Origin of the sequence: Pseudomonas sp. Ant30-3 (assembly GCF_000690905.1) — a bacterium.
GTDB lineage: Bacteria > Pseudomonadota > Gammaproteobacteria > Pseudomonadales > Pseudomonadaceae > Aquipseudomonas.
Window position 1 is genome coordinate 15,646 of record NZ_JMCL01000045.1, and the last position, 19,459, is coordinate 35,104.

Annotated in this window: 17 protein-coding genes; 5 read left to right on the forward strand and 12 right to left on the reverse strand. The window is 58.3% G+C overall.

Going from position 1 to position 19,459, the window contains the following annotated elements:
- The first annotated feature begins 31 nt into the window (after positions 1–31).
- Together lexA and sulA are read left to right on the forward strand one after the other, a co-directional pair.
- Complete coding sequence (gene lexA / locus DU29_RS0112140) at positions 32–640, forward strand: transcriptional repressor LexA (RefSeq protein ID WP_028621954.1); 609 nt, start codon at positions 32–34, stop codon at positions 638–640.
- Positions 641–650: 10 nt separating this feature from the next.
- Complete coding sequence (gene sulA, locus DU29_RS0112145; protein ID WP_028621955.1) at positions 651–1,124, forward strand: SOS-induced cell division inhibitor SulA; 474 nt, start codon at positions 651–653, stop codon at positions 1,122–1,124.
- Positions 1,125–1,209: 85 nt separating this feature from the next.
- Here sulA and DU29_RS0112150 read toward each other — a convergent pair whose 3' ends face one another.
- The 8 genes from DU29_RS0112150 to DU29_RS0112185 form a co-directional block, all read right to left on the reverse strand.
- Positions 1,210–1,443, reverse strand: a complete 234-nt coding sequence (locus tag DU29_RS0112150) for a hypothetical protein (protein WP_028621956.1) — start codon at positions 1,441–1,443, stop codon at positions 1,210–1,212.
- Between the two features lie 153 nt (positions 1,444–1,596).
- A complete protein-coding gene (locus tag DU29_RS0112155; RefSeq protein WP_028621957.1) occupies positions 1,597–2,121 on the reverse strand; it encodes a DUF6586 family protein in 525 nt (174 codons plus the stop codon).
- A 195-nt stretch (positions 2,122–2,316) separates the two neighbouring features.
- The gene (topA, locus tag DU29_RS0112160; protein WP_028621958.1) at positions 2,317–4,947 is read right to left on the reverse strand and encodes a type I DNA topoisomerase; all 2,631 of its coding nucleotides are present in this window, start codon (positions 4,945–4,947) and stop codon (positions 2,317–2,319) included.
- A 114-nt stretch (positions 4,948–5,061) separates the two neighbouring features.
- Complete coding sequence (locus DU29_RS0112165; RefSeq protein WP_028621959.1) at positions 5,062–5,298, reverse strand: DUF1653 domain-containing protein; 237 nt, start codon at positions 5,296–5,298, stop codon at positions 5,062–5,064.
- Positions 5,299–5,397: 99 nt separating this feature from the next.
- Positions 5,398–6,573, reverse strand: coding sequence for an acetyl-CoA C-acyltransferase FadA (gene fadA / locus DU29_RS0112170; RefSeq protein ID WP_007944141.1), 1,176 nt, complete (start codon positions 6,571–6,573; stop codon positions 5,398–5,400).
- A 29-nt stretch (positions 6,574–6,602) separates the two neighbouring features.
- Positions 6,603–8,750 (reverse strand): fatty acid oxidation complex subunit alpha FadB, encoded by a 2,148-nt coding sequence (gene fadB, locus DU29_RS0112175; RefSeq protein ID WP_028621960.1) that lies wholly within the window; start codon positions 8,748–8,750, stop codon positions 6,603–6,605.
- Positions 8,751–9,068: 318 nt separating this feature from the next.
- Complete coding sequence (locus DU29_RS0112180) at positions 9,069–9,320, reverse strand: hypothetical protein (protein WP_028621961.1); 252 nt, start codon at positions 9,318–9,320, stop codon at positions 9,069–9,071.
- A 99-nt stretch (positions 9,321–9,419) separates the two neighbouring features.
- The gene (locus tag DU29_RS0112185; protein ID WP_028621962.1) at positions 9,420–9,857 is read right to left on the reverse strand and encodes a hypothetical protein; all 438 of its coding nucleotides are present in this window, start codon (positions 9,855–9,857) and stop codon (positions 9,420–9,422) included.
- A 104-nt stretch (positions 9,858–9,961) separates the two neighbouring features.
- Here DU29_RS0112185 and DU29_RS0112190 point away from each other — a divergent pair, with 104 nt between their 5' ends.
- On the forward strand, positions 9,962–10,402 hold the full coding sequence (locus DU29_RS0112190) for a universal stress protein (protein ID WP_028621963.1): 441 nt from the start codon (positions 9,962–9,964) through the stop codon (positions 10,400–10,402).
- A gap of 185 nt (positions 10,403–10,587) precedes the next feature.
- Here the strand turns inward: DU29_RS0112190 and DU29_RS0112195 are convergent, their stop codons facing one another.
- Complete coding sequence (locus DU29_RS0112195; RefSeq protein WP_028621964.1) at positions 10,588–12,507, reverse strand: ATP-binding cassette domain-containing protein; 1,920 nt, start codon at positions 12,505–12,507, stop codon at positions 10,588–10,590.
- A gap of 213 nt (positions 12,508–12,720) precedes the next feature.
- On the opposite strand from DU29_RS0112195, the gene DU29_RS0112200 reads away from it, so the two are divergent.
- Complete coding sequence (locus tag DU29_RS0112200; protein ID WP_028621965.1) at positions 12,721–14,649, forward strand: transglycosylase SLT domain-containing protein; 1,929 nt, start codon at positions 12,721–12,723, stop codon at positions 14,647–14,649.
- Positions 14,650–14,719: 70 nt separating this feature from the next.
- Here the strand turns inward: DU29_RS0112200 and DU29_RS0112205 are convergent, their stop codons facing one another.
- A complete protein-coding gene (locus tag DU29_RS0112205; RefSeq protein WP_028621966.1) occupies positions 14,720–15,739 on the reverse strand; it encodes a Fic family protein in 1,020 nt (339 codons plus the stop codon).
- Between the two features lie 69 nt (positions 15,740–15,808).
- On the reverse strand, positions 15,809–17,575 hold the full coding sequence (locus DU29_RS0112210) for an ABC transporter transmembrane domain-containing protein (protein ID WP_028621967.1): 1,767 nt from the start codon (positions 17,573–17,575) through the stop codon (positions 15,809–15,811).
- A 256-nt stretch (positions 17,576–17,831) separates the two neighbouring features.
- On the opposite strand from DU29_RS0112210, the gene DU29_RS0112215 reads away from it, so the two are divergent.
- Positions 17,832–18,011 carry a PA1571 family protein gene (locus tag DU29_RS0112215; RefSeq protein ID WP_028621968.1) on the forward strand — a complete coding sequence of 60 codons (180 nt, stop codon included), beginning with the start codon at positions 17,832–17,834 and terminating at the stop codon, positions 18,009–18,011.
- A gap of 98 nt (positions 18,012–18,109) precedes the next feature.
- Here the strand turns inward: DU29_RS0112215 and pdxB are convergent, their stop codons facing one another.
- The gene (pdxB, locus tag DU29_RS0112220; RefSeq protein WP_028621969.1) at positions 18,110–19,252 is read right to left on the reverse strand and encodes a 4-phosphoerythronate dehydrogenase PdxB; all 1,143 of its coding nucleotides are present in this window, start codon (positions 19,250–19,252) and stop codon (positions 18,110–18,112) included.
- Positions 19,253–19,459: the final 207 nt, after the last annotated feature.

Here is a 19,459-nt window from a genome sequence, read left to right on the forward strand (position 1 = left end):
AGTCACTGTATAAAAAGACAGAGCGATCAATATGCTAAAGCTGACGCCACGCCAAGCAGAGATTCTGGCCTTCATCAAACGCTGCCTCGAAGACAACGGCTATCCGCCGACCCGTGCGGAAATCGCTCAGGAACTGGGATTCAAGTCGCCCAACGCGGCTGAAGAACACTTGAAAGCACTGGCCCGCAAGGGCGCAATCGAGATGACGCCGGGTGCGTCCCGCGGTATTCGCATCCCCGGCTTTGAAGCCAAGGCGGACGACTCGACGCTACCGATCATTGGCCGAGTGGCCGCCGGCGCACCGATTCTTGCCCAGCAACACATCGAAGAGTCCTGCAACATCAATCCGGCCTTCTTCCATCCGCGCGCCGACTATCTGCTGCGCGTGCATGGCATGAGCATGAAGGACGTAGGCATTTTTGATGGCGACCTGCTGGCGGTGCACACCACTCGTGAAGCCCGCAATGGCCAGATTGTGGTGGCGCGCATCGGCGACGAAGTCACCGTCAAGCGCTTCAAGCGAGACGGCAGCAAGGTCTGGTTGATGGCCGAAAACCCTGAATTTGCCCCTATCGAAGTAAACCTGAAAGATCAGGAACTGGTGATTGAAGGCTTGAGCGTTGGCGTCATTCGCCGCTAAAGGAGGCTTTATGCAGTTCCCACACACCTCACAGCAAGCCCAACTGCCGTTGTTCGAGGCATTCATGGTGCAGCCGATGGCGCCGATTCTGGAAGATGTGGTCAAGGCGCCCTGGAGCGCTGAACCGGATGTTTTCAGCGAATTGTCGCTACGAGGTGCGGCCGGGAATTGCCTCAACCTTCTGGCCCCTGTACTGCGGGAATTGAGCCAGGATCAGGATGCACGATGGCTGACGTTGATCGCGCCGCCGGCCAGCGTTACGCAAGCCTGGCTACGGGATGCCGGGTTGAACCGTGAACGCATCCTGCTGCTGCAACCCCGTGGCACCCAAAGCGCACAGCAGCTAACGTGCGAGGCGCTACGTTTAGGCCGTAGCCACACCGTTGTAAGTTGGTTGAACCCACTGACTACGGCATCGCGGCAACAACTGATCACTGCAGCCCGTACCGGCGACGCACAAAGCCTGAACATTCGATTAGGTTAAACAGAGTGCGCATTTAATGCGCAGGGCTTCTCCAAGGACTGAGAAGCCGATCGGAAACGGGATCAAACCAAAACGATGAACGGGATCAGTGAAGAACCCGAAAACTTTCATCAGTGGTGAAGTCACCCTCAACCAGGCGCCCCGCCATCTGAACGCCGACGCTCAGCATCGCCTTTGCGACCTCCACGTGCTGACCCTGCAGGAAAGCCTTGGCATCCTCGGAGAAATCCAAAGTGACCAGAGAACCTTCGTCCTCGGCTCTGCGCAGCTCGATACGGCCGTCTGGTAACTCGACAATTTCTAGAAAGGACGTTGGCATAAAGGTCGGATCTCCACGAAAGGCGGCGATTATATAGGCATCAGCCAGGCTTCGCTCGGGATCTTGACCAGATGCCTACTCGAAGCGACATTTCTGACAGCACCCGTCCCTGAATTGACAGAGGATCAGGTTTCCCACCTGAGTTTTACAGCCTTAGCTCTCGCTCAGGCCTTCGCGGAAACGGATTGCCAGACTTTTCAGGCTCTGACGCCAGCTCTCCAGCTCTTCCCGACTCAGCTCCTGCGGCACTGCTTTTTCGTCCAGGTTCACGGCCTGGATCAGCGGCTGTGTCACATCACCCTTGGGTTTATGGGGTGCGCGCGGAGGCTGAAACAGAGCAGCATGGGACGACAGCAATCTTGCCAACCATGTTTCCGGGTTCTGCGCCAACTCGACCATTTCGGCCATTTCAGGAATAGCGATGGCATCGAGCACTTCTCGCGTGAGCAGCATCTCCGCCCGCGGTGCGTTGGCTTGAGGCAAGCGATAGAAGCCGGCAATCTCATGGCACAATCCCAGCAGCGCACCGTAAAGATGAAACAGCGCCGATTCGCGATTGGCCTGAATCAGCGCCAGCGCGTTCATTGCCCCACCCTCTTGAGCTTTGGCGAGCGCTTCCAGCGAAAGGCCGGCGAAATAGATTTTCTGATTGGTACGGGTATAGAGTTCGTGGGCCATGACGGCAGCCTCCACAACGAAATAAGCGCTCAGGCAAGTCGGACAGTGTCGTGGATCACCTGCGCCTGCCGCAAGCAAAAAACAAAAAGGCCGCCTGAAAACCTAGAGGGTTTCAGGCGGCCTTTTATGTAGAAGCGGGCTTGCTCTCGAAGAACCTGACGACGGCGCGCCCATCCAGGCACGCGCCGCAAGCAGTTACGCCTTGGCTTTCGCCGGACGCTTGTCTTCCACTGTCCACTTCCCACCGTCGTAGTACGCTTTCCAGCCAGTCGGCTTACCGTCGACTTCAGTCTGCACGTACTGCTCTTTGGTCTTGCGGCTGTAGCGAATTACCGCTGGCAGACCATCCGGGTCCTTCTTCGGCGCTTCGCAAAGGAAGTGATACTTCGGATCGATCTCGTCCTTGTGCGGCACAATTTCCATGACCAGCGGAGCACGGGTCTCGCGGTTTTTCGGGAATTGACTCGCAGCCAGGAATAGACCCGAAGCACCGTCGCGCAGGATGTAGGTGTCGTTGACCTTTTCGCATTTCAGCTCAGGCATCTTCACCGGGTCCATCTTCGGCGGCGCCGCATCACCGCTTTTCAGCAGCTTGCGGGTGTTCTTGCACGTCGGGTTGGTGCAGCCAAAGAATTTGCCGAAACGGCCGGTCTTGAGCTGCATCTCGCTGCCGCACTTGTCGCACTCCAGGCTTGGACCTTCATAGCCTTTGATGCGATAGCTTCCCTCTTCGATTTCGTACCCTGCGCAATCCGGGTTATTACCGCAGATGTGCAGTTTGCGTTTCTCGTCGAGCAAATAAGCATCCATCGCCGTGCTGCAGATCGGACAGCGATGTTTGCCTCGCAGAACCAGGGATTCCGATTCGCCCTCATCGTCCGCGGCGATTTCGTCGCCCGGAACCAGATTGACCGTAGCTTTGCAGCGTTCTTTCGGCGGCAGGCTGTAACCCGAGCAACCGAGGAACACACCGGTCGAGGCAGTACGGATCTGCATCGGGCGGCCGCACGTCAGGCATGGAATGTCAGTCATGACCGGCTGGTTGGCACGCATGCCGCTGTCCGGACTTTCGGCTACTTCGAGCTTTTTCTTGAAGTCGCCGTAGAACTCATCAAGCACGTTTTTCCAGTCGCGCTCACCCTGAGCCACGTCATCGAGGTTCTCTTCCATGCCGGCCGTGAAGCCGTAATCCATAAGATTGGAGAAGCTCTCGGACAGACGCTCGGTGACGATGTCGCCCATCTTCTCGGAATAGAAGCGCCGGTTGTGCAACGCCACGTAGCCGCGGTCCTGGATGGTCGAAATGATTGCCGCATAAGTCGAAGGACGACCGATGCCGCGTTTCTCCATTTCCTTGACCAGGCTCGCTTCCGAATAACGAGCCGGCGGCTTGGTGAAGTGCTGGGTCGGATCAAGCTTGATCAGCTTCATCACGTCGCCCTGGGCCATGTCCGGCAGCACGTCATCGTCGCCCGGCTTGGCGATCTGCGGCATCACACGGGTGTAGCCGTCGAATTTGAGGATGCGGCCCTTGGCGCGCAAATCGAAATCGCCAGCACCCACGGTCACAGTGGTCGACAGGTATTGCGCCGGCAGCATCTGGCAGGCGAGGAACTGGCGCCAGATCAGCTCGTAGAGGCGCTCGGCATCACGCTCCATGCCCGACAGCTTGCTTGGCTCGGTGTTGGCATCGGACGGACGAATTGCTTCGTGAGCCTCTTGTGCGCCTTCCTTGCTGCTGTAGACGTTCGGATTTTCCGGCAGGTACTTCTTGCCGAATTGCTCTTCAATATAAGTGCGCGCCATCGTCACGGCATCGGCCGAGAGGTTGGTGGAGTCAGTACGCATGTAGGTGATGTAGCCAGCTTCGTACAAACGCTGGGCCATCATCATGGTTTTCTTCACGCCAAAGCCCAGGCGATTGCTTGCAGCCTGTTGCAGGGTGGACGTGATGAACGGCGCCGACGGCTTGCTGCTGGTCGGTTTGTCTTCACGCTTGACGATGCTGTAGCTGGAAGCCTTGAGCTTTTCCAGCGCGGCCATGGCCTGCGCTTCGTTCAGCGGCTTGAAGGCCTCGCCTTTTTCACGGGCGACATCGAAGCGCACGGTGGCGCCTTTGGCCGTGCCCAGATCGGCGTGAATCTCCCAGTATTCTTCAGGGATAAACGCGCGAATTTCGCGCTCACGATCCACCACCAGCTTAACGGCAACCGATTGCACGCGGCCGGCAGATAAGCCACGGGCAATTTTAGCCCACAGCAGCGGCGAAACCATGTAACCCACCACACGATCGAGGAAACGGCGCGCCTGTTGAGCGTTGACACGGTTGATGTCCAGCTCGCCAGGTTTGGAGAACGCTTCCTGAATGGCTTTCTTGGTGATCTCGTTGAACACCACGCGCTTGTAGCGGCTGTCGTCACCACCGATGGCTTCGCGCAGGTGCCAGGCAATGGCTTCCCCCTCGCGATCCAAGTCGGTTGCGAGATAGATGGTGTCAGCATCCATGGCGAGCCGGCGCAGCTCTTCGATGACCTTTTCCTTGCCAGGAAGGATCTCGTACTTGGCTTTCCAGCCATGATCGGGATCGACACCCATGCGTGAGACCAGCTGCTTGCGCGCTTTCTCTTTGGGCGTGAGTACCGGACCCTCACCTGCGGCGGCCTTGCCACGCTTGGCAGCGGGCTCTTTGCTGGCGCTAGCCGAACCGCTGGTGGGCAGGTCTCGGATATGGCCGATACTCGACTTCACCACGTATTGGTTGCCCAGATACTTGTTGATGGTCTTGGCCTTAGCCGGGGATTCCACAATGACCAGCGATTTGCCCATGGATCAGAAAATTCCTGAATTCTAGAAGTGAAAGGCGGTTGGCGCCTGACGCGGCACCGCTATATATAGTGGCTACAAGATGAGGTCAAGCGCAGGGTTCAGCGCGCACTCAGCTTATGGCTTGGAAAAAAGGCTCGATTCGGCCTGCACCAGAGCAAAGCGCGGCACCTGTTCGCCGTCAACTTCGACCGACTCCATGAACATGCTCAAGGGACGCACCCAAAAGCCGTAATCGCCATACAGGGCTTGGTAGAAGACCACTTCTTCTTCGGTCTCCGAATGCCGCGCGATGCTGAATACGCGGTATTGCGGACCTTTGTAATGTTGGTAGAGCCCAGGTTGTATCGGCATGGTTTGGCCCTCTCTCAAATCTTTGCAAAAATAAAAACAAAATAAATCCAGAAAAACAAAAACCGGGGCACTTGGCCCCGGCTTCCATCAACGGAACGCTTAAACGCGTTCGAAGACGGTGGAGATGCCTTGGCCGAGACCAATGCACATGGTAGCTACCCCGAAGGTGCCGCCATTCTGCTTCATCACGTTCAACAATGTGCCGGAGATACGTGCACCGGAGCAACCGAAAGGGTGACCCAGGGCGATTGCGCCGCCGTGCAGGTTAACCTTCTCGTTCATCTTGTCGAGCACTTTCAGATCTTTCAGCACTGGCAAAGCCTGTGCAGCGAAAGCTTCGTTGAGCTCGAAGAAGTCGATATCGTTGATGCCGAGGCCCGCGCGCTTGAGTGCTTTCTGTGTCGCCGGTACTGGACCATAGCCCATGATTGCCGGGTCCACACCTGCCACTGCCATCGAGCGAATCACTGCCATCGGCTGGATGCCCAGATCCTGAGCACGTTGCGCCGACATCACGATCATGCACGAAGCACCATCAGTGATCTGCGAGGAAGTGCCGGCCGTCACGGTGCCGCCCTTTGGATTGAACGCTGGCTTCAATGCCGCCAGGCTTTCCAGGGTGGTTTCCGGACGAATGGTTTCGTCGTAGTCGAACAGTTTCAGGAAACCGTTCTCGTCATAGCCCTGCATCGGGATGATTTCGTCTTTGAACTTGCCTTCCAGGGTCGCCTTGTGAGCGAGCTGGTGGGAGCGCACGCCGAAAGCGTCCTGCTGTTCGCGAGTGATGCCGTGCATTTTGCCCAGCATTTCTGCGGTCAGGCCCATCATGCCCGAGGCTTTCGCCGCGTACAGCGACATGTGCGGGTTCGGATCGACACCGTGCATCATGCTCACATGGCCCATGTGCTCGACGCCGCCGACGACGAACACATCACCGTTGCCGGTCATGATCGCTTGCGCGGCAGTGTGCAAGGCACTCATCGAAGAACCACACAGGCGGCTGACGGTCTGGCCGGCAGCTGTGTGCGGGATCTGAGTCATCAGCGACGCCATGCGGGCGATGTTCCAGCCCTGTTCCAGGGTCTGATTCACACAGCCCCAGATCACGTCTTCAACTTCGTTAGGGTCGACCTTGACGTTACGTTCCAGCAATTTGCTGATCAAGTGCGCCGACATGTCTTCGGCGCGGGTGTTGCGATGCATGCCGCCCTTGGAGCGGCCCATCGGAGTACGACCGAAGTCGACAATCACGACGTCTCTAGGATTCAAGCTCATATAGTCACTCTCACTCTAGTTGGGGGCGCTTAACCGAAGAAGCTCTGGCCGTTCTTGGCCATTTCACGCAGCTTCGCGGTCGGGTGGTACAGCGCGCCCAAATCAGCGTACTGGTCAGCCAGGGCAACGAACTCTGCCACACCGATCGAGTCGATGTAACGCAGCGCACCGCCACGGAATGGAGGGAAACCAATACCGTAGACCAGACCCATGTCGGCCTCGGCTGCGGTCTCGACGATGCCGTCTTCCAGGCAACGTACGGTTTCCAGGCACAGCGGGATCATCATCCAGTTGATGATGTCTTCGTCAGTGACGTCGCGCTGTTCGTAAACGATCGGCTTGAGCACTTCCAGTACCGACGGATCGGCGACTTTCTTCTGCTTGCCCTTCTTGTCGGTCTCGTAAGCGTAGAAGCCCTTGCCGTTCTTCTGGCCCAGGCGCTTGGCTTCGTAGAGCACGTCGATGGCCGAACGACGGTCGTCCTTCATGCGGTCCGGGAAGCCTTCAGCCATTACGTCACGACCGTGGTGACCGGTGTCGATGCCGACTACGTCCATCAGGTACGCCGGGCCCATAGGCCAGCCGAATTTTTCCATGACTTTGTCAATGCGGACGAAGTCGACACCAGCGCTGACCAGCCTGGCGAAACCGCCGAAGTAAGGGAACAGCACGCGGTTGACCAGGAAGCCCGGGCAGTCATTGACGACGATCGGGTTCTTGCCCATTTTCTTTGCGTAGGCAACGGTGGTGGCAACGGCCAGCTCACTGGACTTCTCGCCACGGATCACTTCCACCAGCGGCATCATGTGCACCGGGTTGAAGAAGTGCATGCCGACGAAGTTTTCCGGACGCTTGAGGGCTTTCGCCAGCAAGGTGATGGAAATGGTCGAGGTGTTGGACGCGAGGATGGTGTCCTCTTTGACCTTGTCTTCGACTTCAGCCAGTACGGCCTGCTTGACCTTCGGGTTCTCGACGACAGCCTCGACCACCAGATCCACATGACCGAAGTCGCCGTAGGACAGGGTTGGACGGATACCGTTGAGGACTTCAGCCATTTTCGCCGGGGTCATGCGGCCTTTATCAACGCGACCGACCAACAGCTTGGCGGCTTCAGCCAGACCTTGCTCGATGCCGTGCTCGTTGATGTCTTTCATCAGGATCGGCGTGCCTTTGGACGCCGACTGATACGCAATACCGCCGCCCATGATGCCGGCGCCGAGTACGGCAGCCTGCTTCACGTCCTTGGCGATTTCGTCGTAGGCCTTGGCCTTTTTCTTCAGTTCCTGATCGTTCAGGAACAGACCGATCAAGCTCTGCGCTGCAGAAGTCTTGGCCAGTTTGACGAAACCGTTCGCTTCGACTTCCAGCGCTTTGTCGCGACCGAAGTTCGCCGCTTTCTGAATGGTCTTGATCGCTTCCACCGGCGCCGGGTAGTTAGGGCCGGCCTGGCCTGCAACGAAACCTTTGGCGGTTTCGAAAGCCATCATCTGTTCGATTGCGTTCAGTTTCAGCTTTTCCAGCTTCGGCTGACGCTTGGCCTTATAGTCAAACTCGCCGGAGATGGCGCGTTTGACCAGTTCCAGGGCCGCTTCCTGCAGTTTTTCAGGTGCGACCACTGCGTCCACTGCGCCCACTTTCAGCGCGTCTTCAGGACGGTTTTCCTTACCGGAAGCGATCCATTCGATCGCATTGTCGGCACCGATCAGGCGTGGCAGACGAACGGTACCGCCAAAGCCAGGGTAGATGCCCAGTTTGACTTCCGGCAGGCCGATTTTAGCACTGGCGGACATGACGCGGTAATCCGCCGCCAGGCACATTTCCAGACCGCCACCGAGGGCGATGCCGTTGATCGCGGCGACCGTCGGGACGTTCAAGTCTTCGAAGTCGCTGAAAATCTTGTTGGCTTCCAGATTGCCAGCAACCAGCTCGGCATCAGGCAGCTTGAAGTTCTCGACAAATTCGGTGATGTCGGCGCCGACGATGAACACGTCCTTGCCACTGCTGACGATCACACCCTTGATCGAAGCATCTGCCTTGATGGTGTCTACCGCCTGACGGAGTTCGTTCAGGGTTAGACGGTTGAACTTGTTGACGGACTCACCCTTGAGGTCGAATTGCAATTCGACGATGCCACTCTCAAGAGCTTTAACCGTGATGGCTTTACCTTCGTAAATCATCAACTGATCTCCACGATATGGAAGCTGAACAGTACACGTCGGACGCAGGCGAAGGGCTTGGCAGGGACGCTTATCGTCGATGCTACGCCCATCCACCCGGCACACCCGCCAACGCGATAGTCGGGATTCTGTAGGAACGTTATTACAGGCAAACGCTCAATTCATACGCCCGTTTGATTCGGGTACGTCACCTTCAGGGAAATCCTGACAATTGTCAATCGCCCAAAATAGGGGATGAAAGTAGACTTTCCGGTCACTTTCATACCGTCCATACTCAAAACACATGGGTGCATGTGCGGCCATTCATAGAATCAATAGTTAGAAAATTCGCCCTAATCCGCGGCAGCTTCTGTTCGAGACGCTACGCTGTTGGGACTTGGCGAGGGATTCAACGTTCAGCGAACGCTGTGCGAAGAGTTGCCAAATGAAGTTTCCGGCCTGCCTGGCCAACCCGGCCCGACGATGAATGTCGGGCTTTTTATTGCCTGAGAGCACGCCACCTTCTGTAGCAGCTGCCGAGCCTGCGAGGCTGCGTTCGGCGGCGAAGCCGTCGTAAAACAAGGCGCCCATGTCTCACAGCCGTACCGCAGGCACGATTTTACGACGACTTCGTCGCCGGACGCAGCCTCGCAGGCTCGGCAGCTGCTACAGAAGTTCGCGGTTCAGGGCTCAGGCGAGGGCTTTGAGGGTCGTATCGATCTGTTGCAAAACCGTCGCTTCGCCCTTCTCGCCCCAATACAAGGTGATCATCTGCTTGTCCGCTTCGACCTTGTAGACGTTCTCTGGCAATTTTTCGAAATGATTCAGAAGCGTCGGATTCTCACACGGTTCCTGCCACTGATTGACCCACACGCCGGGCGATTTCTGCCAGTAACTCCAGCACGCCGGCTGAGTGCCACGACGCGGCCGATGATATTGCGCGCAAGGGCTAGGCGGCTCCTGGCTCAGCCAGTGCGGCCAGTCCTGCGGCGCTAACTGCATGGCCAATCCGATGCGTCGGGCTTCCATGCGCAAAGCCATGCGCCCGCTCTGTCCACGGGATGGACGCAACCACGCCAGTGGACTCAAAACCACCAGCAGGATTGACACCACTATCCAGACCGTCATATCTGTACTCCCGATTTTTCATGTGCGCTTCGGCTCAGCTTGAAACCAACGCGCCCGAAACAAGCCATACTTACCAACATTGCAATCCTCAGGAGGAGCACCTCATGCCCTACCACCATATTCTGGTCGCTGTAGATCTAACCGAAGAGTGCGATCCTGTAATCCACCGCGCTCGCGAATTGTCAGTGAGCAATGGCGCGAAGTTGTCCCTGGTGCACATCGTCGAACCTATGGCCATGGCCTTTGGTGGCGACGTGCCAATGGACCTTTCGCAGTTGCAACAACAGCAATTCGATCAGGCCAAGGAGCGCCTTGAACGCCTGATGATCAAGTACCCTGAACTCTCGAAAGAGTTCAGCCACCTGACCTACGGCCAGCCGCGCCAGGAGATTCATCACCTGGCCAAAGAGCAAGGCTGCGACATGATCGTGGTGGGTAGCCATGGCCGCCATGGTCTGGCATTGCTGCTGGGCTCCACTGCCAACGACGTGCTGCATGGTGCGCCTTGCGATGTGTTGGCGGTGCGCCTGCAAAGCAAAAACTGACAGCACTTGCGTCTTAACTGTAGGAGCGAGCCTGCTCGCGATGGCGGCTTGTGAGTCAACATTTCTATCGACTGACAGGGACTCATCGCGAGCAGGCTCACTCCTACAGGGGACCCGCACAACTTTAGATCGCACTGCATACAAAAAGCCCGGCTAAACGCCGGGCTTTTTCAGTGCAGGATCAATCAGGCATCCAGCTCGGCCCAACGTTCGACCATCACGTCGTGCTCTGCCTGCAATTGCTCCAGTTGGGCGATCACTGCAGCGGTTTCTGCAGCCGGGCGCTGATAAAAACCACCATCAGCCATTTGCGCTTCAACCGCTGCAATCTGCTTTTCCATGGCTTCGATCTGCGCCGGCAACATTTCCAGCTCACGCTGCAATTTGTAGCTGAGTTTTTTCTTGGCGACCGGTGCCTCGACTGCCGCCGCGACCGGTGCAGCATCAGCCGTCACGACAGCGGACGTCAGGTCGGCCTTGCCGGATTTGCTTTCGGTCACGCCCAGCAGACGCGCCGAGCCGCCCTGACGGATCCAGTCCTGATAGCCACCAACGTACTCGCGAACCTTGCCTTCGCCTTCGAAGACCAGTGTGCTGGTGACCACGTTGTCGAGGAATGCCCGGTCGTGGCTGACCATCAGCACGGTGCCGTTGAAGGTCAGCAAGACCTCTTCCAGCAACTCGAGTGTTTCCACATCGAGGTCGTTGGTCGGTTCGTCGAGGACCAGCAGGTTGGCTGGCTTGCTGAACAGTTTCGCCAGCAGCAACCGCGCACGCTCACCTCCGGACAGCGCCTTGACTGGCGTGCGGGCACGCTGCGGGCTGAACAGGAAGTCGCCGAGGTAGCTGAGCACGTGTCGGCTCTGGCCATCGATGTCGATGAAGTCGCGCCCTTCGGCGACGTTGTCGATCACGGTTTTTTCGAGGTCCAGCTGATGGCGCAACTGATCGAAATAGGCGACGTCGATGCGCGTGCCCTCCTCCACAGTGCCGCTGGTAGGCTGCAGACCGCTGAGCATCAATTTGAGCAGCGTGGTCTTGCCGGTACCGTTGGCGCCGAGCAAGCCGATACGGTCGCCGCGCTGCAGGACCATCGAGAAATCCTTGATCAGGAATGGACCGCCCGGGTGAGCGAAACTCACGTTCTCGAGCACCATGACCTGCTTGCCGGATTTGTCCGCTGTGTCCAGCTGAATGTTGGCCTTGCCGGTGCGCTCGCGACGTTCGCTGCGCTCGACGCGCAGGGCTTTGAGGGCTCGCACGCGGCCTTCGTTGCGGGTGCGGCGGGCCTTGATGCCCTGGCGGATCCAGACTTCTTCCTGGGCCAGCTTCTTGTCGAACAGCGCGTTGGCAGTTTCTTCTGCGGCCAGCGAGGCTTCTTTATGCACGAGGAAACTGGCGTAGTCGCCGTTCCAGTCGATCAGACCACCGCGATCCAGTTCAAGGATGCGCGTGGCGAGGTTCTGCAGGAAAGAACGGTCGTGCGTGATGAACAGCACGGCGCCCTGGAAATCCTTCAGCGCTTCTTCAAGCCAGGCAATTGCACCGATGTCCAGGTGGTTGGTCGGTTCGTCGAGCAGCAGCAGATCCGGTTCGGAAACCAGCGCCTGCGCCAGCAGGACGCGACGACGCCAGCCACCGGACAGTTCGGCGAGGGTCTTGTCGGCCGGCAACTGCAGACGGCTCAAGGTGCTGTCGACCAATTGCTGCAGACGCCAGCCGTCGCGGGCTTCGAGGTCTTGCTGAACGTGCATCAGCTTGTCCAGGTCGGCATCAGTGACGATGTTCTGGCTCAGGTGGTGATACTGCGCGAGCAGTTCTCCGACACCGTCCAGGCCTTCAGCCACCACGTCGAACACGGTCCGCTCGTCGGCTACCGGCAATTCTTGCGGCAATTCGCCGATCTTGAGGCCGGGTGCGCGCCAAACGGAGCCGTCATCGGGCTTCTGGTCGCCCTTGACGAGCTTCATCATGCTGGACTTGCCAGTGCCGTTGCGGCCGATGATGCACACCCGCTCACCACGGGCGATCTGCCAGGACACCTTGTCCAACAACGGCGTAGCGCCGAAAGCAAGGGACACATCGCTGAATTTGAGCAGGGTCATGAGCTTCTCCAAAAACCGGGCGCGCATTCTACCTGACTTGAGGCTTCAGAAGGCCGGCAATTTCAACTTACGAGCACTCTGCATTAGAAATGTTGCGAACTTGTGCAGACACGGCCGCAAAGCTTTCGCCCGTCGCTGGCAAAAGGCTAAGCTACAGATTATTCAGTGTCGGCCATGCCGGTACTTGTCATGATTTCTCTGCCCGGATGTCTCATGCGCAGTCGCCTTTTCAGTCTTTTGTCGTGCTTTCTTTTATCAGCAACTGCCGTTCAAACCGCCCAGGCGGTGGACTTGTCCACCCAGCGCCAATATTACGATGAAGCCAAGCGTGCGCTGGCCAAGGGCGATACTGGCCCGTATATGCGCTACAGTCAGGCACTCAGCGACTATCCGCTGGAACCGTATCTGGCGTATGACGAACTGACCGCGCGCCTGAAAAGCGCAAGCAACGCCGAAATCGAGAAATTCCTCGCCGAGCATGGCGACCTGCCGCAAGCCAACTGGATGAAATTGCGCTGGTTGCGCTGGCTTTCCGAGCGCGGCGACTGGGCGACCTTCGTCAAGTATTACGACCCCAAGCTCAATTTCACGGAGCTGGACTGCCTGAACGCGCAATATCAGATCGGACATAACCAGAAATCGGAAGGTTACGCCAACGCCAACAAACTCTGGCTGACCGGCAAATCCCAACCGGCTGCGTGCGACGCGCTGTTTGGCATCTGGGCTGCGGAAGGCCAGTTGACCGAACAGAAACGCTGGGAGCGTGCCAAGCTTGCGGCCCAGGCGCGCAACTATCCGCTGGCGAACAGCCTGGTCAATGGTTTGACCACCCTCGCCCCGCGCGGTCGTTTGCTGATCGATGTGGCGCAAAAACCCGAGCTGCTCAATCAGCCGTCGCGCTTCATTCCCGCTGACGAACCGATGTCCGACGTGGTCAGCCTTGGCTTGCGCCGACTGGCCCGACAGGACCCGAGTAAAGCCATGGCGCTGCTCGATGGCTACGCCAGCAGCATGCAGTTTTCCCGTGATGAAAAAGTCGCGATCGCCCGGGAAATCGGCTTGACCCTGGCCAAACGCTTTGACGGTCGTGCGCTAGAAGTCATGACAAAATATGACCCGGAATTGCGCGATAACACAGTGTCGGAATGGCGCCTGCGTTTGCTGTTGCGTCTGGCGCGTTGGGACGATGCCTATCAGCTGACTCGACGTCTGCCACCTGATCTGGCGACCACCAATCGCTGGCGTTACTGGCAAGCCCGCAGCCTGGAACTGGCACAACCGCAGAATGCGGAAGTGCAGAACCTGTACAAAAACCTGGCCCGTGAGCGCGATTTTTACGGATTTCTCGCCGCTGACCGCTCGCAATCATCCTATTCGTTGAACAACAGACCGCTGGTGATGAGTCAGGCCCTGATCAACAAGGTGCGCAACACGCCGGGCGTGCGTCGGGCGCTGGAATTCCATGCGCGCGGGCAGATCGTCGACGGTCGCCGTGAGTGGTATCACGTGAGCCGCCACTTCAACCGCGACGAAATGGTCGCTCAGGCAAAACTGGCCTACGACCTGAAATGGTACTTCCCGGCGATCCGCACCATCAGCCAGGCGCAGTACTGGGACGATCTGGATATCCGCTTCCCGATGGCTCACCGCGAGACGCTGGTGCGTGAAGCCAAGGTGCGAGGCCTGCATTCGAGTTGGGTGTTCGCCATCACTCGACAGGAAAGTGCATTCATGGACGATGCCCGCTCCGGCGTCGGCGCCAGCGGCCTGATGCAGTTGATGCCGGCCACCGCCAAGGAAACCGCTCGCAAGTTCAGCATTCCGTTGGCGTCGCACCAGCAGGTGTTCGATCCGGACAAAAACATCCAGCTCGGTGCGGCTTACCTCAGCCAGGTCCACAGCCAGTTCAACGGTAATCGCGTGCTCGCCTCCGCCGCTTACAACGCCGGCCCCGGCCGCGTCCGCCAGTGGCTACGCGGCGCGGACCACTTGAGCTTTGACGTTTGGGTGGAAAGCATCCCGTTCGATGAAACCCGGCAGTACGTGCAGAACGTGTTGTCTTACTCGGTGATTTACGGCCAGAAGCTCAACTCGCCACAGCCGTTGGTGGATTGGCATGAGCGGTATTTTGACGATCAGTGAGGATGGTTTCAGGCGCTGACAAAAATGCCTGCATCGGTTGATGCGGGCATTTTTTTGGCGATCGAATTATCTATCTTGAGGCCGCTTCGCCCAACGCAGTCAGTCGATAGCGCTGCACCGGACTTCGAGGTGAATCAGGATTTGTCATTTCAATCAGACCGGCCGCTAGTGCCGGCTTGAGATAATTGGCCCTGAACGTCGCCTTGTGCGCCAGTCCGAGCGCTACCAGCAGTTCGCTCACCTTGAGTGGAGCGCTGCCGCGAAGGGTGCGAAGCAATTTGTTTACTTGGTCGGTTACTTGGTCGGTTACTTGGTCGGTCATAATTTCAGATCCGGCCGCTTCCCCAAGCGCAAGGCTCAATGCCTGCAACATGAACTCGACAAAAGGCGTCGCTTCGCCCGATTGATCCGCCGCCGACAACGCCCTGTAGTAAGCATCCTGCTGCTCTCGAATCACCGCCTCAACTGGCAGATAAGCCAAAACCGGCCGCCAATGACTGAGTATCAAAGTTTGCCAAAGTCGACCCATACGACCATTACCATCAGCGAACGGGTGAATAAACTCGAATTCGTAGTGAAAGACACAGCTGGTAATCAGCGGATGCCAATCAGAGGTGTTGAGCCATGCCAGCAAGTCATCAATCAAGTGACTGACGCGACTTGCCGGTGGCGCCATATGCATCAGCTTTTCGCCGCGATAGATTCCCACGCCGCCCTGGCGCAACTGCCCCACATCGTCGATCAGTCCAGCCATCAATAACTCATGCGCGCGCAGCAAATCTGTTCTATTGCCGGGCTGCCAGTCCGGCATAGCCTCATAAGTCGCAAACGCGTTTCTTACTTCCTGAATTTCCCGAGGCAGCCCCAACACGCGGCGCCCGGCAAGAACGGCCGTGACCTGCTCGATACTGAGTGTATTGTTCTCAATGGCCAAGGAAGCCTGAATCGTCCGGATCCGATTGCTGCGGCGAAGTCGTGGCGTCTGACGACGATCACCCACAGCTGAAAGCTGACCAATCTGTTCACTGATCTCGGCGATCAGAGCCAGCATTCGGGCAGTCAGGGTCAACGGTGGTTGATATCGGCTCATATCCTCATCCGGGCTTGCGATTCAAGGCCGACATAATGCCCGATCCCACGACCATTCAGCAGCCCTCATTCATGCAGTTTCAGGCCCATCACTAAACTGCAAAGCCGCCAGCCGCGCATACAACGCATTGCTCGCAATCAACGCCTGATGCGTACCCACCGCCACCAGTTTTCCCTGGTCCATTACTGCGATGCGATCGGCGTTTTTTACCGTTGCCAAGCGGTGGGCGATGACCAGTGTGGTGCGGTTTTTCATCAGGCTGGGCAGCGCTTGCTGGATCAGGTGTTCGCTCTGGGCATCGAGGGCGCTGGTGGCTTCGTCGAGTAGCAGAATAGGCGCATCGACCAGCAGCGCGCGGGCGATGGCCAGGCGTTGGCGCTGGCCACCGGACAAACCGAGGCCGGCGTCGCCGAGGTGGGTCTGGTAGCCGTGGGGCATCTGCTCGATGAAGTCATGGGCGTAAGCGATTTTCGCGGCGTCCTTGATCTGCTCGAGCGTTGCAGTCGGATTGCCGTAGCGGATGTTCTCTTCGATGCTGCCGAAGAACAACGCCGGGGTTTGCGAGACCAGCGCAAAGCAACGGCGCAAATCCAGCGGATCGAGCTGCGTCAGGGGTACGCCATCGAGCAGGATGCGGCCGTCGGTGGGATCGTAAAAACGCAGCAGCAAGTCATAAACTGTCGATTTACCGGCGCCGGAAGGACCGACCAGAGCAAGCGTTTCACCGGCCCTGATGGTCAGATTCAAGCCATCGACGGCGTAACTTTCCGGTCGCGACGGGTAGGAAAAACGCACATCCTGCAGAACCAGATCGCCCTTCACGCGCTCGGGCAGTGTCACGAGTCCGGTCGTCGGTGGCTGAATGATGTTGTCCGAACGCAGCAGTTCAGCGATGCGCTCGGCTGCGCCGGCCGCGCGCTGCAATTCACCGATGACTTCGCTCAGCGTGCCGAAGGCGCTGCCGACAATCAGGCTGTAGAACACGAAGGCCGCCAGCTCGCCTGCAGAAATCCGCCCGGCCATCACGTCCATGCCACCGACCCACAGCATCACGCCGACCGCGCCAAGCACCAGGACAATCACCAGCGTGATCAGCCAGGCCCGCTGAAAGATCCGTTTGCGCGCGGTGTTGAACGCCTCTTCCACCGTCAAGGCAAATCGTTGCTCGTCCTGAGGCTGATGGTTGTAGGCCTGCACGGTTTTGATCTGGCCCAGGGTTTCGGACACATAACTGCCGATGTCGGCGATCCGGTCCTGACTCAGACGCGAGAGGCTGCGCACCCGGCGCCCGAAAATCAGGATCGGCGCGATCACCAGGGGCAAGGCAACCACAACGATGCTGGTGAGCTTGGGGTTAGTGACAAACAGCAGAACAATGCCGCCAATCACCATCAGAAAATTGCGCAAAAACATCGACAACGAAGAGCCGATCACCGACTGCAGCAAGGTGGTGTCGGCGGTCAATCGCGACTGGATCTCGGAACTGCGGTTGTCTTCGTAGAACCCCGGGTGCAGGTAGATCAAATGGTTGAACACCTGACGGCGAATGTCGGCAACGACACGCTCGCCAATCCACGAGACCAGATAGAAGCGCGCAAATGTGCCAATCGCCAGACCGACTACCAACAGCATGAACAGGCCGATGGACTGGTTGAGCAGGTGCGGCGACTGGGTCATGAAGCCCTGATCCACCAGCAGCCGGATCCCCTGGCCCATGGACAACGTAATGCCTGCGGTGACAATCAGCGCCAGCAAGGCTCCCAAGGCGTGCCACTTGTACGGCACAAGAAAGCGACTGGCCAAGCGGATCGCGCGACGGTAACGGGCAGAGAGCATGAGGTTTTTCCGGGTCCGCATTGAGGGGTCAGCTTACGGCACTGTATGGGGTGGAACTCTGTAAATCACAATGAGTCAGGTTAATTATGACCGCATTGACTAGGTGCTAGACGCTATCGGTCTAAAGTCCGGCTGGCAACTGGGCGGCATTTCTGGTGGACTGTACCGGCCGTCGCGGAAAGATCGCAGGGAGTTGTCATAGCCCGGTCACCTGACGGTTCTACAGTGAGTACACAACCTGATGAGGAGACAGGCCATGTCCTTGCAACACAGCAGCGACGACAAGATTCAAGTGATCCGCACCCAGCCCGACCAGTCTCTGGGATGCTCGATTATTGATGAGCAGGGGCGAGAAGTTCCGATCACTGAAAGCATGATCCAGGACGCCTGCAGCGAACTGGAAAAGCGATTGGTCAACCCTGCCGAACAAAAGTGATGTAGCCACCGTATTTCTGACCCGGCCAGATTGCCGGGTTTTTTGTGGATGTTTTTTGAGGGTGCTGCACTCCCTGTCACGGGCCAACTCGGTCTCTACTAGACAGCCGTTGCACCCAACGCCAACACAATCTTGCGAAGCTCAGCCGATTCCCCCTCAATCCGCACCTGCAGCCCATCAATCTCCCGCCGCGACGGGTACTGCTTGCGCAGCACATCAAACGCCGCACGCTGCTCGGTTACGCTACCCACCAGACTGCGGCGGAAATCCGAATCGTCGCGACGCGGGTCGTACACACCCCGGCATAACATCGCCAGCGCCCAGGCAGGATCGGCACCGGCATGCAAAGTCACTTGCGACAGCCACGGTTGCGGCAGCAGTTGGTTCAAACTGACCGAGGCCGGTTGCCCGAGAAAATCGCAGTACGCCTGATAAATCTGCGCCGTCCCTCGCTGCTTGCCGTCCAGGCTGTAACCGGCAATGTGCGGCGTCGCCAGCACGCACAGGTCGGCCAGTGCCACATCGACCTCGGGCTCGCCTTCCCAGACGTCCAGCACCGCTTGCAAGTCCTCACGCTGCAGCAGCACTTGGCGCAACGCGGCGTTATCGACCACCGGGCCACGACTGGCGTTGATCAGCCAGGCACCGGGTTTAAGCTGATTCAAACGATTTTTATCAAACAGATGCCAGGTTGAACCGCTGCCGTGCTTCCTCAGCGGCGTGTGCAGACTGATCACGTCGCACTGCTCGATGACCTGTTCAAGACTGACGAAATCGCCACCCTCGGCGGCTTGTCGAGGCGGATCGCACACCAGTACGTTCCAGCCCAGCCCTTGCAGAACCTTGACCAATCGTCCGCCTACTTCACCGGCGCCAACCACGCCGTAAGTGCGCGTGGCAAGGTCAGCGCCTTCGATTTCGGCCAGGGTGAGCAAACTGCCCAATACGTAGTCGACCACGCCGCGGGCATTGCAGCCGGGGGCGCTGGACCAGGTGATGCCGGCCTGCTGGAAATAGTCGAGGTCCAGATGGTCGGTGCCGATGGTGCACGTGCCGACGAAGCGCACCTTGCTGCCTTCGAGCAACGCGCGGTTGACGTTGGTCACCGAGCGCACCAGCAACACGTCGGCCTGGGCGACGGTCGCGCGGTCGATCGAGCGTCCCGGCACCCGGCGAATGTCGCCGAACCCTTCGAAGAAGGCATCGAGCAGCGGGATATTTTCGTCGGCAACAATCAGCATGAGCAGGCTCCTTTGGCGGATCGGCAGTGTAGGCGGAGAACTGTGCAGTGGGCCAGCGGGATTCGAAATCACCGTGCCCCTCTGTGGCGAGGGAGCTTGCTCCCGCTGGACTGCGCAGCAGTCCCCCACTTGAGCGACCTTAACCAGCAGGCACACCGCATGTGAGGTTGGGACTGCTGCGCAGTCCAGCGGGAGCAAGCTCCCTCG

Excerpts from the sequence above, each read along its gene's own strand:
- DU29_RS0112195 (WP_028621964.1), bottom strand. The coding sequence starts at position 12,507 with ATGACCCTGCTCAAATTCAGCGATGTGTCCCTTGCTTTCGGCGCTACG.
- DU29_RS0112200 (WP_028621965.1), top strand. The coding sequence starts at position 12,721 with ATGCGCAGTCGCCTTTTCAGTCTTTTGTCGTGCTTTCTTTTATCAGCA.
- sulA (WP_028621955.1), top strand. The coding sequence starts at position 651 with ATGCAGTTCCCACACACCTCACAGCAAGCCCAACTGCCGTTGTTCGAG.
- topA (WP_028621958.1), bottom strand. The coding sequence starts at position 4,947 with ATGGGCAAATCGCTGGTCATTGTGGAATCCCCGGCTAAGGCCAAGACC.
- DU29_RS0112185 (WP_028621962.1), bottom strand. The coding sequence starts at position 9,857 with ATGACGGTCTGGATAGTGGTGTCAATCCTGCTGGTGGTTTTGAGTCCA.
- DU29_RS0112215 (WP_028621968.1), top strand. The coding sequence starts at position 17,832 with ATGTCCTTGCAACACAGCAGCGACGACAAGATTCAAGTGATCCGCACC.
- DU29_RS0112165 (WP_028621959.1), bottom strand. The coding sequence starts at position 5,298 with ATGCCGATACAACCTGGGCTCTACCAACATTACAAAGGTCCGCAATAC.
- fadB (WP_028621960.1), bottom strand. The coding sequence starts at position 8,750 with ATGATTTACGAAGGTAAAGCCATCACGGTTAAAGCTCTTGAGAGTGGC.
- DU29_RS0112190 (WP_028621963.1), top strand. The coding sequence starts at position 9,962 with ATGCCCTACCACCATATTCTGGTCGCTGTAGATCTAACCGAAGAGTGC.
- pdxB (WP_028621969.1), bottom strand. The coding sequence starts at position 19,252 with ATGCTGATTGTTGCCGACGAAAATATCCCGCTGCTCGATGCCTTCTTC.
- DU29_RS0112210 (WP_028621967.1), bottom strand. The coding sequence starts at position 17,575 with ATGCTCTCTGCCCGTTACCGTCGCGCGATCCGCTTGGCCAGTCGCTTT.
- DU29_RS0112180 (WP_028621961.1), bottom strand. The coding sequence starts at position 9,320 with ATGGGCGCCTTGTTTTACGACGGCTTCGCCGCCGAACGCAGCCTCGCA.
- DU29_RS0112150 (WP_028621956.1), bottom strand. The coding sequence starts at position 1,443 with ATGCCAACGTCCTTTCTAGAAATTGTCGAGTTACCAGACGGCCGTATC.
- lexA (WP_028621954.1), top strand. The coding sequence starts at position 32 with ATGCTAAAGCTGACGCCACGCCAAGCAGAGATTCTGGCCTTCATCAAA.
- DU29_RS0112155 (WP_028621957.1), bottom strand. The coding sequence starts at position 2,121 with ATGGCCCACGAACTCTATACCCGTACCAATCAGAAAATCTATTTCGCC.
- DU29_RS0112205 (WP_028621966.1), bottom strand. The coding sequence starts at position 15,739 with ATGAGCCGATATCAACCACCGTTGACCCTGACTGCCCGAATGCTGGCT.
- fadA (WP_007944141.1), bottom strand. The coding sequence starts at position 6,573 with ATGAGCTTGAATCCTAGAGACGTCGTGATTGTCGACTTCGGTCGTACT.